10 protein-coding genes are annotated in these 14347 nt (G+C 74.4%); 3 read left to right on the top strand and 7 right to left on the bottom strand.

The annotated features are described in order from the left end of the window. The first annotated feature begins 181 nt into the window (after window positions 1–181). Together Cs7R123_RS30960 and Cs7R123_RS30955 are read left to right on the top strand one after the other, a co-directional pair. Entirely contained in the window at window positions 182–2269 is a 2088-nt protein-coding gene (locus Cs7R123_RS30960) for a hypothetical protein (protein ID WP_212831723.1), read from the top strand. A gap of 180 nt (window positions 2270–2449) precedes the next feature. Then, window positions 2450–5593 (top strand): BTAD domain-containing putative transcriptional regulator, encoded by a 3144-nt coding sequence (locus Cs7R123_RS30955; protein WP_212831722.1) that lies wholly within the window; start codon window positions 2450–2452, stop codon window positions 5591–5593. A gap of 2 nt (window positions 5594–5595) precedes the next feature. On the opposite strand, the gene Cs7R123_RS30950 is transcribed toward Cs7R123_RS30955, so the two are convergent. Continuing rightward, a complete protein-coding gene (locus tag Cs7R123_RS30950; RefSeq protein ID WP_212831721.1) occupies window positions 5596–6453 on the bottom strand; it encodes a hypothetical protein in 858 nt (285 codons plus the stop codon). 173 nt (window positions 6454–6626) lie between these two features. Between Cs7R123_RS30950 and Cs7R123_RS30945 the strand changes: the two genes are divergently transcribed. Next, a complete protein-coding gene (locus Cs7R123_RS30945) occupies window positions 6627–7211 on the top strand; it encodes a hypothetical protein (protein WP_212831720.1) in 585 nt (194 codons plus the stop codon). A gap of 58 nt (window positions 7212–7269) precedes the next feature. On the opposite strand, the gene Cs7R123_RS30940 is transcribed toward Cs7R123_RS30945, so the two are convergent. The 6 genes from Cs7R123_RS30940 to Cs7R123_RS30915 all read right to left on the bottom strand — a co-directional run bounded on the left by Cs7R123_RS30940 (window position 7270) and on the right by Cs7R123_RS30915 (window position 14340). Beyond that, window positions 7270–7737: a hypothetical protein gene (locus Cs7R123_RS30940; protein ID WP_212831719.1), complete on the bottom strand. Its 468-nt coding sequence runs from the start codon at window positions 7735–7737 to the stop codon at window positions 7270–7272. Between the two features lie 117 nt (window positions 7738–7854). Beyond that, the gene (locus Cs7R123_RS30935; protein WP_212831717.1) at window positions 7855–8262 is read right to left on the bottom strand and encodes a hypothetical protein; all 408 of its coding nucleotides are present in this window, start codon (window positions 8260–8262) and stop codon (window positions 7855–7857) included. Window positions 8263–8375: 113 nt separating this feature from the next. Then, entirely contained in the window at window positions 8376–9305 is a 930-nt protein-coding gene (locus tag Cs7R123_RS30930) for an LLM class F420-dependent oxidoreductase (protein ID WP_212831715.1), read from the bottom strand. 50 nt (window positions 9306–9355) lie between these two features. Further along, window positions 9356–10333 carry a hypothetical protein gene (locus Cs7R123_RS30925; RefSeq protein ID WP_244872249.1) on the bottom strand — a complete coding sequence of 326 codons (978 nt, stop codon included), beginning with the start codon at window positions 10331–10333 and terminating at the stop codon, window positions 9356–9358. Window positions 10334–10387: 54 nt separating this feature from the next. Next, complete coding sequence (locus Cs7R123_RS30920) at window positions 10388–11233, bottom strand: alkaline phosphatase family protein (RefSeq protein ID WP_212831713.1); 846 nt, start codon at window positions 11231–11233, stop codon at window positions 10388–10390. Between the two features lie 167 nt (window positions 11234–11400). Next, a complete protein-coding gene (locus Cs7R123_RS30915; protein ID WP_212831711.1) occupies window positions 11401–14340 on the bottom strand; it encodes a tetratricopeptide repeat protein in 2940 nt (979 codons plus the stop codon). Between the last annotated feature and the right edge of the window lie 7 nt (window positions 14341–14347).

The raw sequence follows: 14347 nt of genomic DNA, 5'->3' as shown, positions 1-14347 counted from the left end.
CCGCGGCGCTCGGCCGCGCCGCTGCCGCAGCCACGATATACGCCGTGGCCAGCCACATCGCGACGCAGTCGCCCGATCACGGACCGTATCCAAATGGGATGACGGGATTCGGAGGCGCGATCTACGCTGACGGTCGCCTTCCGGCGCGACGCCGGGGGGACATTCGCCTGGGGAGGCATTTGTGCAGTACAGACACGGGGGATTGCGGTGGGCCGCGGCTGCGGCGGTGTCGCTGGCGACAGCGGCGACGGTGCTGACCGGCACACCGGCGCAGGCCTCACTCCTGCAACTGGTCCGGGCGGACTCGGTGGCCTACACCGACTCGCGCGAGCCGAACACCGCCCACGTCGACGTGCCGGGTGACGCCCCGGTCGGCGCGTGGCGCGACGAGCAGGGCAAGAAGCACACGTCCCGCTCGTACTTCACCTTCGACCTGTCCGCGTTCCGGGGCCGCCAGCTCAAGTCGGCGTACGCGATCGCGCAGGAGGTCGCGGTCACCGACTGCGACAAGCAGCGCCGCGTCGAGGTGTGGCGCACCGCGCCGGTCACCGCCCAGACCACCTGGCGCAACCCGCCCGCCGAGCTGGCCAAGCTCGGTGAGTTCACCGTCAGCTACTTCGGCTGCCCGTCGGGCTACCTTGAGGTCGGCGCCCTCGACGCGGTGCGCGACGCGCTCGCCCGGCCGGACGCCGCCCTCACCATCGAGCTGAAGATCCCGGCCGACAGCGAGGGCAACCCGCATCTCGGGCGCACCTTCGCCCGGGGCTTCGGCATCTCCATCGACTCCAACGCCGCCCCGTTCACGCCCACCGCGCTGAAGGTGGACCAGAGCGCGTGCGGCGGCCCCGCCGCGCTGCTGACCAGCAGCCGCGGGCCGGTGCTCAGCGCCCAGACCAGCGACCCGGACGTCAACGAGACCGGCGGCTCCGACTCCGTCTACGCGACGTTCGCGCTGTGGCCGGTCGCCGACCCGTCGGCGCGGCGGGAGTATCCCGAGGTCGGCCCGATCACGAACTCGTTCCCCAAGGCCCAGCTGTTCCTGCCGTACGGGGCGCTGACCGACGGGACGTACGCGTTCCAGGTCAAGGCCCGTGACGCCGACTCCGAGACCGGCTGGTCCGCCGAGTGCCGGTTCACCGTCGACACGGTCCGCCCGGCCGGGGTGCCGACCGTGACCTCGACCGACTACCCGGAGAACACCGCCGGTGGCGGCGGCGGCATCCCCGGCCGGTTCACCTTCAGCCTGCCCGGGGTGTCCGACCTCGGCGGCTTCCTCTACGGGCTCGGCTATGCCACCACGTACGTCGCCGCCGCCGCTGACGGGACCGCCACGGTCACCGTCACCCCGTCGCAGGATGGTCCGGCCAGCCTGCACGTTCTCGCCCGGGACCGGGCGGGCAACTTCTCCGACGAGCGCGTCTACCAGTTCTACGTCAACCGCACGGCCCCGGACGTCGAGGACCTCGACCCGCAGGCCTGGGTCGGCCAGCCGCACCGCATCGTGTTCCGGCCGCAGATGGCCGGGGTCGTGTCGTACGCGTACACGGTGAACAACGGCCCCGAGCAGACCGTGGCCGCCGCCGCGGACGGCACCGCGCAGATCGCGTTCACCCCGCAGGACAGCTACACCGAGCTGCGGGTCCGCAGCGTCACCGCCGCCGGGTGGCGGTCCAGCGAGGGCTGGCTCCCGATCATGATCAGCACGGCGCCGACGGTCTCCTCGGCCCAGTGGCCGAGCAGCGAGGTCGGCGCCAAGGTCGGCACCACCGGCACGTTCACCTTCCGGCCGCAGATGGCCGGGGTCACCGAGTACGTGTGGACCGTCGACGACGTCGAGACCGGCACCGCCGCCGCCGGACCTGACGGCACCGCCGCAGTGACCTGGACCGCGACCGCCTCGGGTTGGCACTACGTCACGGTCTACTCCCGCACCGCCGACGGCACCGAGTCCGAACTGGGGTACTACGAGTTCCAGGTCGACACCACCGCGCCGGTGATCGACGCCGGGGTGCCTCCGTACCAGTACGCGGGGGTGTTCGGGCAGCCGATCACGTTCCGGGTCAGCCCGCGCGAGCAGGGTGCGGTGTCGTACTCGTACCGCGTCGAGGGCGCGACGGACCTGAGCGTCACCGCGGCCGCCGACGGCACCGCGGTGATCACCTGGACCCCGACCGACACCGCGGTCACGTTCTACACGCTCCAGGTCCGCGCCATCGGCGCGGACGGCACCCCGTCGGAAGCCGCCTACTTCGGCTTCTACGTGCGCTGACAGGTGGCTTGATCTGAAATCGTGGACGCCAGGTGTCGCTATAGCAGCACCTGGCGTCCACGATTTCGAATCTTCCCCGGCCGACGACGGCCCTATTTCCGACAGATGGGTTGATTCGGGGAGCGGGTCGCCGCAGCCTGCATGGCGTACGCACCGACACCGCCGCCCGATAGGACGAGCATGGTCAGCCGACCCGGCCGCCGGATCGTGGTCGCCGCCGCCGGCTACGGCAAGACGACCGCCCTGCGCCGCTGGCACCCCACCGGCCAGGCCCACTGGTGGCCCCACCGCACCGACCCGCACCACTTCGTCCGCGACGCCGCCCGCGACGGCGCCCGCCACCTGGTCCTCGACGACCTGCCCGCGCTGTCCGACGACGCCCTGCGCCTGCTGCTGCGCGCCATCGCGGACCTCGACGCGGCCGCCGACGTGACCCTCGCCTCCCGGCACCCGCTGCCGTGGCGGCGCCTGGGCACCCCCGACCACTGGTCCGAAACGGACCCGCGCGAGCTGGCCTGCACCCCCGACGAGATCGACGACCTGATCACCGAGGCGTGCGGCAGCGGCGACCCCGAACTGGCCGCCCGCCTGCACACCGCCACCGCGGGCTGGCCCACCCTCGCCCACCTCGCCGTCGAGTCGGTGCGCCGCAACGGTGCCACCGGCCCCCCGCCGGGCGCGGACGGGCCGCTGCGCGAACACCTGCTCGAACACGTCCTGGCAGACCTGCCGCCCCCGGCGTACCGGCTGCTCGTCCAGCTTGAAGACCGCAGCCCGGTCACCACCGGCCTGGCCGCCGCGTTCGGCCACCGCGACGCTGCCGACCTGGTCACCCTGCTGCGGCAGACCGGCATCCTGGTCCGTACCCGCGCCACCGTCCCCGGCCTGGCCCCGGCCGAGCACGTCGTCCCGGCCGTCGCCGCCGCCGTCGCCACCGACCGCCGCGGCGTCTCCGCAGCCGCCACCGCCCGCAAGGCCGCCACCTGGTATGACGAGCACGGCCCGCCCTCGGCCGCCGCCCGCGAGCACCTGCGCGCCGCCGACCCCGACCGCTGCGCCCGCGTCCTGGCCGACCACGGCGACCGCATCATCGCCTCCGGCGACGCCGAGCTGGTCACCGCGCTGATCACCGCACTGCCGCCGCCACTGCGCGGCCCGCGCCTGCTCACCCTGCTCGGCGACGCCCAGCGGACCACGGGCGACCTCGATGCCGCCGCCCGCACCTACACCGCGGTCACGGACGGACCGCCCGACCCGGGCCTGGCCTGGCGGATCGGCCGCATCGCCTACCAGCGCGGCGACGCCCACGGCGCCCTCGCCGCCTACGCCGCCACCGCGACCCCGGCCGCCTCTACCGACAACATGGCGAGCACGGCCGCCTCTGCCGACAGCGCCGCAGCTCCGGCCGGCCCAGCCGACAGCACGGCGAGCACGGCCGCTCCTACCGGCGGCATGGCGCCCGCGGCCGCTCCTACCGATGACACCGCGCTGCTGGCCGCCTGGACCGCGCACGCGCAGCTGCTCGCCGGGGACGTGCCGCTGGCCACCGCCACCGCCCGCCGCGCCGTCGCCGGGGCGGTGGCCAGCGGCGGCGACACCGCGCTGGCCACCGCCCACCTCGCGGTCGCGCTGTGCCTGGCCGTCGCCGGGGACACGGCGGGCAGCGAGGAGCACTTCGCGCTGGCCCTGCCGATCGCGCAGCGCACCGGCGACGTGCTGCTGCTGACCCGCATCCACACCAACCGCACCTACCAGCACCTGCAGGGGGCCCGCTACCCCGACGCGCTCGTCTCGGCCCGGCTGTGCGTCGCCTACGCCCAGGCTGCGGGCTCGCCGAGCCTGCACGCCATCGCCACCTGCAACGAGGCCGACGCCCTGGCCATGCTCGGCCGCTATCCCGAGGCCGTGCGCCGCTACCAGGCCGCGGTGACCCACTACCAGCGCCAGGGCTCGCGCCGCTTCGCGGGCGCGATGCTCGGCCTCGGCGAGCTCTACCGCCGCCGGGGCTGGCGCGAGCAGGCCCGCGCCGCCTACGAGCAGGTCGTCGCGGTCGCCACCGGCACCGGCGACGCCCACGTGCTGGTGCCGGCCCTGGCCGGGCTGGCGCTGGTGCTGCTCGCCGACGACGTCAAGGCGGCCGCCGGGCACGCCGACGCCGCAGCCGTTCGTGCCGGACCGCAGTCGGCCGCCGCCGCGCTGCTGGCCCAGGGCTGGGCCGCGCTGGCCGAGGGCGTGCCCGGACGGCCCGCCGAGCTCGCCACCGAGGCGGCGCGGATGGCCCGGACCGGCGGGGACCCGGCCGGGCTGGCCGACGCCCTGGAGCTGCGCGCCGCCGCCGAGACCGACCCGCAGCGGGCCCGCGCGGCGCTGCGCGAGGCCGAGGCGATCTGGGACCAGGCCGGGGCGGCTGTCGAAGCGGCCCGGATCGCGGTCCTGACCGCCGCGCTGGCGGGTGCGAGCACCGACGACCGGGCCGCGGCCCTGCCCGCGGCGCAGCGGCTGGCCGCCGTCGACGCGATCGCCGACCGGCTCGGCATCGGCACCTCCGGCGCGGCCCGGCCGCAGGTCGCCGTACGGGCGCTGGGGCGGTTCGAGGTCGAGGTCGCCGGGCAGGTCGTGCCGCCGTCGCAGTGGCAGTCCCGCAAGGCCCGCGACCTGCTGCGGATCCTCGTCGGACGGCGCGGCCGCCCCGTGCCGCGCGGTGAGCTGTGCGACCTGCTGTGGCCCGACGGCGAACCGGGGCGCACCGGCCACCGGCTGTCGGTCCTGCTCAACATCCTGCGCGGCGTGCTCGACCCCGACCGGGCCCAGCCCGGCGACCACTTCCTGCGCACCGACACCGCCGCGATCGCGCTGAACCTGCGCACCTGCGCCGTCGACGTCGACGACTTCCTCGACCACGTCGCGCACGCCCGGCGGCTGGTCGAGCAGGAGCAGCTCACCCGGGCCCGGGAGGTGCTGCTGGCCGCCGACGCGCTGCACCGCGCCGAGGCGTTCGAGGACGAGCCGTACGCCGACTGGGCCGGGCCGCTGCGCGAGGAGGTCCGGGCCGCGCACCTGGCCATGCTGCGGATGCTCGCCCACACCCACCGCGCCGCGGGCCAGCCCGGGGCCGCGGTCGCCTGCCTGCTGCGACTGCTCGAACGCGACCCCTACGACGAGCGCGCGCACCGGTCGCTGGTGCGCACCCTGGTCGCGGGCGGCCAGCACGGCGAGGCCCGGCGCGCCTTCGACCGGTACGCCGCGGCCATGCGCGAGATCGGTGTACGGCCGCCGGACCGGGAGCTGCTCGCCCCGGTCCGGCAGCCGGCCGCCGCCCGCTGAGGTCAGTGGAAGGTGCCGATCCGGGCCGCGTACGCGGTGACCGTGCCGTCGTCGGCCACCGCGGCCCGGACGGCGCCCGGCTGCGTCGGCACGGACGGACGCTGGGCCCGGACCCAGCTGGTGCCGAACGGTCGGGGCGCGAACAGGTCCAGGTGCGTCCCGGCCGCCGTGGCCTGCCCGCCGACACCGAAACTCCAGTCGTCGCCGTTCGGGTCCACACCCACCGTCTTCGGCCAGACATCCCCCAGATCACCCGCAGCCCCCATCCGGTACGGCCGGATCTGCGGCTGCTTCGGGTCGACCTTGTAGCAGATCGCCGCGACCGCCAGCGTCCCCGGCAGCCCGGCCCCGGCCGCGTGGACGCCCACGCTGGTCAGCCCGAAGTCGGGGACCAGAGCGTCGATGCGCCACTGGTCCACCGGCCGGTCGATCCGGAACCCGAAGCCGAGCAGGTCCGTCTCCCCGGGACAGGTCGCGGCCACCGACGGCGCCTGCACCGTGTCCCGGGTGACCAGCACCGGCGCCCGCTCCGAACGCCCGCACACCGCCTCGGCGGTGACGGAGAACGTGCCCGTGGCCGTGCTGCGGGGGCGGGCCGCCACGGTGACCGTGCGCAGGTCGGCGGCAGGCTCCATCCGTACCAGCTGGACCAGGCCGCCACCCCCGGTGACCTGCGCGCCCAGCGCGAACACCCACGAGCCCGCCGGGCACTGCACAGTCACGGACTTCGGGGCCGCGTCGACCCCGCTGGTGTGCTGGACCAGGCCCACCAGCGGATCGGCGTACGCGGGCACGGGCGCGACCGGCACGGCCAGGGCGCCCGCCGCCAGCGCGGCGGCGGCCAGACGGCTTGCCTTCACGACTACCTCCTCTGCGACCGGTCCCGGGTGGAGCGGCCGGCCTCCATCGTCGGCACCGGCGTCACGGTGGCGTCACGGTCGCCGCTGATCCGACCGTGACCGGACCCTGACAGCCCCCGGCGAGCCTCGGAAGGCCGCGAACCCGTCGCGGCACCGGCAGAAGGAGCACCACCATGAACAAGCGCACGGCCGCCGTACTGGCGGTCCTGACCGCGGTCCTGGCCGTCGGCGTCGGCGCCGTCCCCAGCTCGGCCGCCCCGCTCGTCGCCCTCGACGACGACCGCGCCACCAGTGCCCCGACGGTCGGCCTGAGCGTCTGCAACGGCGGCGTGCAGGAGGCCAGCAACGTCCGGATGCAGGACGTCCCCACCAACCTCGTCGAGAACGGGGCGTTCGCCCCGCTGCCCGGTGCGTCGATCGCGGTCACCACCCCCGCCGGCGACTCCGACCAGCTTGTGATCATCTTCTCGGCCGAGGCCCAGCTGCAGGGCCAGGCTCTGACGTACGCGGCGCCGATGGACTTCCTGCAGGTCCGGATCCTGGTCGACGGCGTCGTGGCCGGCCCGAACGACCTGTCGTTCACCACCGGCGCCGGGGAGTCCGACGCCACCCAGGCGTGCAAGCGGGTGTCGGCGCCCGCGGCCGCCGCGATGGTGCACACCGTCAGCGTCGAGTGGATGATCGTCGACCAGGGCGCCAACAACGTCCTGACCGGCACCCTCGACGACTGGACCCTCAACGTCCAGGTCAGCAACTGACTCTGCGGCAAGCGGCGGGCGGGACCGGGCTGACCGGTCCCGCCCGCCCGCGTCCGGATCAGACGTGGATCGACCGCACGCCGCTGCGCTCCCAGTTGGTCCAGCCCGAGGTCACCGGGCCGCTGGTCACCTTGAAGTGCACCTTCTGGTACATCTCCTCGTACATGTCGAACAGGTCGTCGGTGTCCGGCAGCGTTCCGGTGATCGTCCAGGTGATCGTGTCGGCCGTCGGGAACGCCCGCACCAGCGAGCTGTCGCCGATGAAGTCGTCGGACTGGTTCGCGTCCTCCTCCCAGCGCTGCTCCTCCACGGTGATGGTCACCCCGGCCACGCAGGTGATCTCCACCTCGTACGCGATGCGCTTGAGGCCCGCGGCGGTGAAGTCGCCGTTGTGGTAGGGCGTCTTCGGCGTCACGGTGCACCCGTTGCTGGCCGTCGACGCGTGCGCGGGGGCGGCCACGGCGATCGGGGCGGCCAGCGCCGCCGCGACCAGCAGGGCCCGGACCAGCCGGCGGGAAGTGTTCATGAGGGGCTCCTCGGGGGTGTGCGGCCTTCGGCCGCGGTGTCGGCGCCGCGATCGCGGCGCCGACATCCACGTTCGGCCGCACCCCTCCCGGTGGCGTCAGCGTCCGGTCACGGCGGCTCAGACCTTGGTCTTGCTCTCGGTCTTGACGTACCCGATGACCTCGGAACCGACCCGCTGCGCCGCCTCCTTCGTGGCGGTGGACTCCGAGACGCCCAGCGTGCCGGTGACGGTGATGAAGGTGGACGCCTTGGTCTGCTCGTCGGTGACGTGGAACTCGTCGAAGGTCAGGTCGGCGACGTTGGTGTGCAGGCGCTTGCTCGCGGTGTTCTCGTAGTCCTCGCCCGACTCGTACATCATCTGGCTCATGCACCAGCCGTCGTCGGGGATGATCGTCACGTGCATGTCGTTGCCGATCTTGAACGTCAGCAGCGGCTTGTGCTTGAGCAGGCCGGTCGACTGGCCGTACGAGATGTTCGGGGTGCCGTAGGTCGCGACGAGCTTGGTGTCGCCGATCTTCTTGGGCATGGTTCGCACTCCTCCACTGGCGGACCGGCCGGGGCGGCAGGTCGTTCACCAGGAAAGAGGCGGTCCGGGGCCGGGCTGATACGGCGCCGCGCTGTCGGTGAGGTGACTGCGGGTCACACCTGCGGGGCGACCTGCGCGGCCACCAGCTCCAGGTGGTCCAGGTCGGTCAGGTCCAGGATCTGGAGGTAGACGCGCTGGGCGCCGGTCTCGGCGTACCGGCCGATCTTCTCGACGACCTCGGCGGGCGACCCGGCCAGGCCGTTGGTGCGCAGCTCGTCCTCCTCCCGCCCGATCGCCGCCGCCCGCCGCCGCACCTCCGCGTCGGTACGCCCGCAGCACAGCACCAGCGCGTTGGACAGCCGCAGCGTCCCCGGGTCGCGCCCGGCCCGCTCGCACGCCTGCCGCACCCGCCCGAACTGCGTTTCCGTGTCCGCCACGCTCGCGAACGGCATGTTGAACTCGTCGGCGAACCGCGCCGCCAGCACCGGCGTGCGCCGCTTTCCCCCGCCGCCGAGCAGGATCGGCGGATGCGGGCTCTGCACCGGCTTGGGCAGCGCGGGGGAGCGGGTCAGCGTGTAGTGGCTGCCGTGGAAGTCGAAACTGCCGCCCACCGGCGTACGCCACAGCCCCGTGATGATCTGCAACTGCTCGCCGAGCAGGTCGAAGCGCTCGCCGACCGGCGGGAACGGGATGCCGTACGCCTCGTGCTCCTCGGCGAACCAGCCCGCGCCCAGCCCCAGCTCGACCCGGCCGCCGCTCATCGCGTCCACCTGCGCCACGCTGATCGCCAGCGGGCCCGGGTGGCGGAACGTGGCCGCCGTCATCAGGGTGCCCAGGCGGATCCGGGACGTGTCGCGGGCCAGCCCGGCCAGGGTCGTCCACGCGTCGGTCGGGCCGGGCAGGCCGCTGACCTCGCCCATCTTCAGGTAGTGGTCGGAGCGGAAGAACGCGCCGTACCCGGCGTCCTCGGCGCAGCGCGCCACAGCCAGCAGCTGGTCGTAGGAGGCACCCTGCTGGGGTTCGGTGAAGATCCGCAGCTCCATGACTCCGAGCCTAGGAGCAGCAGGGCTGCCGTACCGGGCAAAACCACAGGTCAGCGCAGCGGGGCCGGGGACTCGGCGTCGGGGACGAGCAGGCGGGCCCGGCCGGTGCCGTCGGCGGGCACGGCCCACACGTCGGAGCCGTGCTCGCGCACGATGGCGTACCCGATGGTGCGGTCGTCGAGCCAGACGACCTGGTCGTCGACGCTGCGGGTCTCGGCCAGCGGGGTCCGGGCCAGCGTGGCCAGGTCCAGCACGGTCACGCGCCAGCCGCGCGCGGGGTCGCCGCCGACCGCCTCCTTGAACCCGAGCCGGGTGCCGTCCGGCGACAGCGACGGGCACTCGACGTTGGCCGCCAGCGTCCGCACGGTACGCGTCCGCAGCGAACCTTCCACCAGGTAGCGCCGGCCGCCGGTGTCCAGCGTCGCGTAGAAGCGGTCGTCGTCGGCGGCCGCGGTGATGCCCCAGAAGTTGACGTCCACCGACCGGTACGGCGCCCCGTCCAGGAGGATCGTGAACTGCTCAAGGTCGTACTCGGTGCCGGTGGCGGGGTCGAGCAGGCCGGTGCGGGTGGAGAACCGGCCGCCGTTGTAGGAGTCGCCCTGCACGAACGCGGTCCAGGCCAGCAGCCGGCCCGACGGCGAGACCCGGGCCCGGTTCGGCACCCCGACGATGGGGATCTCCGCGCGGTGGTGCAGCTCGGCGTCGAGCCAGACCAGCTGGTATGTCGGCAGCAGCCCGTCGGGGCGCAGGCAGATCCCGGTCCCGGCGGCCGCGTAGACGCGGTTGCAGCTCAGCTCCGACACGGTGCGGGGCCCGGCCGGGTCGGCGGCCGAGACCGCCGCCAGGTGCCCGAGCGAGTCCGGGGCGGTGCTGCGGAACAGGATGCGCCCCGGTTCGCGCAGCGAGACCGCGCCGGTGGCGACCGGCTGCGCGGCACGCGACGCCGCGATCCGGATGTAGCCGGTGGCGGCGGTGGCCAGCAGCACGGTCGCGGCCGCCATGACGATCAGCTTGGTACGGGTGCGCACGGGACTCCTCGACCGTGGGCCCGCACCCGGCCTCGACCGGGTGCGGGCGGGTTGCTACTGCCAGCAGTCGGTGATCGGGGACTTCGAGGCGGCGCCGCCGATCGCGGCCAGCCCGTAGGCGTCCTCGATGGTGCGCAGGACCGAGTAGTGGTTGATGCTCTCCGAGTAGTTGCCCGGCTTCACGTGCTGACCCACGAAGACCGTGAAGATCTTGTTGGTCAGGCTCACGCCCGACTCGTCGAACGTGACGATGAGCAGGCTGTTGTGGGTCTTGGCCCACTGGGCGTACGCGTCGAGGTTGTTGCGCAGCCACGTGTCGCCGGTGCCCACCGAGCAGTCGTGCATGTCGTTGCACATGTCCGGGGACACGAACGACACCGTCGGCAGCTTGGTGAAGTCGCTCGGGAAGCTCGCGTACGTCAGGTTGCCCGACGCGGGCACGTTGTCGAAGTTCACCCAGCCGTTGTGCTTGCGCCGGTAGTTGCCGCTGGAGCAGCCGGTGTAGCCGTCCGACGGCATCGCCTCGGAGTAGCCGGTGAAGCTGAACCCGGCCGCGTTGAGCTGGTGGGCCAGGTTCTCCTTGCCGGTGAAGTTCTTCGGGCAGTCGTCGTTGGTCACGCCCTGCACGCCGCCCGACACCAGCGCGATGTAGTTCGGCTGGCTCGGGTGGGTGATCGCGTACGAGTTGGTGAACTTCGCCCCCTGCGACGCCAGGGAGTTGAAGTACGGCGCGCTGGAGCTGCCGCTGATGCTGGAGTAGTTCTTGTTCTCGAACATCACCAGCACGATGTGGTCCGGCCGCGGCACGGCGGGTGCCGCGGCGGCGTGCTGGGCGTAGACCGTGGTCGCGGCGAGCGCGGCCAGGGCCACGGCGGCGACGGAGAGCCGTCGGACGCGCATGAGGTGCCTCCCTGTGGGACAGAGTGTCGCCACATGCTCGGCAGCGCCTGCGGCAGCCGGTGAACCCACGGGATAGGCGGTGGTGAATTCTGAATGGATTTCGCGTACCGGGCGAGCGACTTCGTCCACAGTGGCCGAATCGGCGTGAAACCGACACGGCCGGAACGTCAGTCCGCCTCCTTCAGCAGCAGCTCGATCCGGTCGGCCTGCGGCAGTCCCAGCTCCCGGAACCCGTCCAGCGCCGCCCGCAGCAGCTGCTCCGCACCCGCCCGGTCCCCGAGCGCCAGCAGCGCCCGGCCCGCCCCCTCGTCTGCGCGGGCCACCCCCGACGGCTCGCCCACCGCCCCGGCCAGCTCCCGGGCCTGATCGTGGACGGGCAGCGCCGCTTCGGGCCGGCCGGCCGCCGTCAGCGTCTCCCCGAGCGAGTTCAGCACCCGGTGCTCGTCGGGCCGGTTGCCGATCTCCCGGCTGATCGCCAGCGCGCGCTCGTGGTGCCCGACGGCCCCGTCGGGGTCACCCAGGCACGCCAGCGCGCGGCCGCCCGCGTCGAGCACGTTCGCCTCCAGCGACCGGTCGCCGAGCTCCACCGCCATCGGCAGCGCCCGCCGCAGGTAGGCCAGCGCCTTGTCGTAGTGCTCCAGATCGATGCCCAGCCCGCCCAGGTTGAACAGCGTCAGCGCCAGGCTGCCGGTGGCACCGAGTTCCTCGAAGATCGGCAGCGCCTGCTCGTGGGCGGCCGTCGCGGCGAGGTGGCGGCCCAGCATCTTGTACACCGTGCCGAGGTTGCCCAGCGACCGCGCCTCGGTCAGCCGGTCGCCGACCTGCCCCGCCAGCTCCCGCCCCCGCTCGTGGTGCCCGATCGCCGCGTCGGGCTGCCCCGTCCACGACAGCACGATGCCGACGTTGTTGAGCAGCCGGCTCTCCGAGGCCCGGTCACCGGCGGACCGGACCAGGCCCAGCGCCCGCTCGTAGTGGTCCAGCGCGACCGGGTAGTGGCCGCGCCGCAGCGCCATGTTGCCCAGGCTCCCGTACGCCGAGGCCCGCACCGCGGCGTCCGGGTCGGCGGCGGCCAGCCCGTGCAGGAACTGCGCGTCCCCGTAGTGCCCCCGGTTGTCCAGGTAGCGGAACAGCAGCCGCGACAGGTCCCCGGCGTAGCCGGGCACGCCCGCCCCGGACCGCGCCAGCGCGATCAGGTTCGCCCGCTCGGTGTCCAGCCAGGCCAGCGCCCCGGCGGCGTCGGCGAACACGGGCACCGGGTCGGCGGCCGGGCCGATCACGGGCCGGTACTCGCGCTCGGCGGGCACGTACGCGTCCATCGCCGCGGCGGCAGCCGCCCGGTGCCAGTCGCGCACCCGGGCTCCCGCCTCGGCCCGCTCGCCCGGCCCGGCCAGCTCCGCGGCGAACACCCGCACCAGGTCGTGGCAGCGATACCGGTCCGCCGTCCGCTGTAGCAGCAGGTGCGCGTCGAGCAGCGCCTCCAGCAGCTCGTCGGTGCGCACCGGATCGGCCCCGAGCAGCGCCGCCGCCGAGGCGGCCGTCACGTCGTGGCCCGGATACGTGCCCACCAGCCGCAGCAGCCGCTGCTCCAGCCGGGTCAGGTCGCGGTAGGACAGCCGAAAGGCAGCCTCCACGTCGTTGTCGCCGGAACGCAGCTCCGCCAGCCGCCGCTGCTCGGCCCGCAACCGCGCCGCCAGGTGGCCGACCGACCACTGGCTGCGGTGGTGCAGGCGGGCCGCCGCGATCCGGATCGCCAGCGGCAGGTGCCCGCACAGGGCCAGCACCTCGCCGACCGCCGCGGGCTCGGCGTGGGCGCGCGCCCCGACGACCCCGTTGAACAGCCGCCGCCCCTGCGGCTCGTCGAGCACCTCCAGCGACACCGACCGGGCCCCGTCCAGGCCCGCCAGCCTGCGCCGCGTCGTGACCAGCGCCAGCGAGCCCGCGGTGCCGGGCAGCAGCGGCCGGATCTGCTCCGCCGTGGCCGCGTTGTCCAGCAGCACCAGCATCCGCCGCCGCGCCAGCAGCCCCCGCCACAGCCCCGCCCGCTCCGCGGCGCCCTCCGGCAGCGCCGCGTCGGCCGTGCCCAGCGCCCGCAGCAGCACCCCCAGCGCCTCGCCCGCCTCCATCGGCACGTGCCCGTCGGTGAAACCGTGCAGGTCCAGGAACAGCTGCCCGTCGGGGAACCAGTCGGCCAGCCGGTGCCCGACGTGCACCGCCAGCGCCGTCTTGCCGACTCCGGCCATACCGTCGATCGCGCAGACGACCACCGCCGCGCCGTCCTGGCGCGCGGCCGCGACCAGCAGCTCGACCTCCCGGTCCCGGCCGGTGAAGTCCGCCACGTCGTGCGGCAGCTGCCGCGGCACCGGCAGCACCGGTTCCGCCGCGGCCGTCAGCCCCGGATCGTCGCGCAGCAGCCGGGTGTGCAGCTCGGCCAGCTCCGGCGACGGGTCCAGCCCCAGCTCCTCGGCCAGCCGCCGCCGGACCCGCGCGTATCGGTCCAGCGCCAGCGGCCGCTGCCCGTCGCGATACAGCGCCAGCAGCAGCAGCGCCAGCGGCCGCTCCCGCAGCGGCTGCTCCTCGTGCAGCGCCGACAGCTCCGCCACGACCTGCTGGTGCCGCCCCACGCGCAGCTCGCGGTCCAGGCACTCCTCCCGCGCCGCCAGCCGCTCCTCGGCCAGCCCGGACCGCAGCCGGTCCAGCAGCGGCGTCGACCGCAGCCCGGCCAGCGGATCGCCGCGCCACAGCGCCAGCGCCGCCCGCAGCGGCGCCGGGTCGTCACCGGGCAGTGCCGCCGCCACCGCCGCCCGGAACGCGTGCAGATCCACCTGGCCGGGCGGCACGTCCAGCCGGTACCCGGTGCCGTGCAGCTCGATGCCCGCCCCGATCGGGCGCAGCAGGGCCCGCAGCCGCGACACGTACGTCTGGATCACCCCGGCGGGCCGCTGCGGATGCTCCTCGTCCCACAGCCCGTCCACGAGGCGTTCGACCGACACGACCCGGCCCGGCTCCAGCGCCAGCAGGGCCAGCACCGCCCGCTGCATCGCGGGGCCGAGCGCCAGGGCCCGCCCGTCGTGCCAGGCGGTGACCGGTCCCAACAGCCCCACTCGCACGGGGAGA

This window comes from Catellatospora sp. TT07R-123 (assembly GCF_018327705.1).
Lineage (GTDB): Bacteria > Actinomycetota > Actinomycetes > Mycobacteriales > Micromonosporaceae > Catellatospora.
The sequence above is the reverse complement of the archived record's forward strand: the minus strand, read 5'-3'. Positions and strand labels throughout refer to the sequence as shown.

Coding starts and splice junctions, on each gene's coding strand:
- Cs7R123_RS30935 (WP_212831717.1), bottom strand. CDS start 8,262: ATGCCCAAGAAGATCGGCGACACCAAGCTCGTCGCGACCTACGGCACC.
- Cs7R123_RS30920 (WP_212831713.1), bottom strand. CDS start 11,233: ATGCGCGTCCGACGGCTCTCCGTCGCCGCCGTGGCCCTGGCCGCGCTC.
- Cs7R123_RS30940 (WP_212831719.1), bottom strand. CDS start 7,737: ATGAACACTTCCCGCCGGCTGGTCCGGGCCCTGCTGGTCGCGGCGGCG.
- Cs7R123_RS30955 (WP_212831722.1), top strand. CDS start 2,450: ATGGTCAGCCGACCCGGCCGCCGGATCGTGGTCGCCGCCGCCGGCTAC.
- Cs7R123_RS30945 (WP_212831720.1), top strand. CDS start 6,627: ATGAACAAGCGCACGGCCGCCGTACTGGCGGTCCTGACCGCGGTCCTG.
- Cs7R123_RS30930 (WP_212831715.1), bottom strand. CDS start 9,305: ATGGAGCTGCGGATCTTCACCGAACCCCAGCAGGGTGCCTCCTACGAC.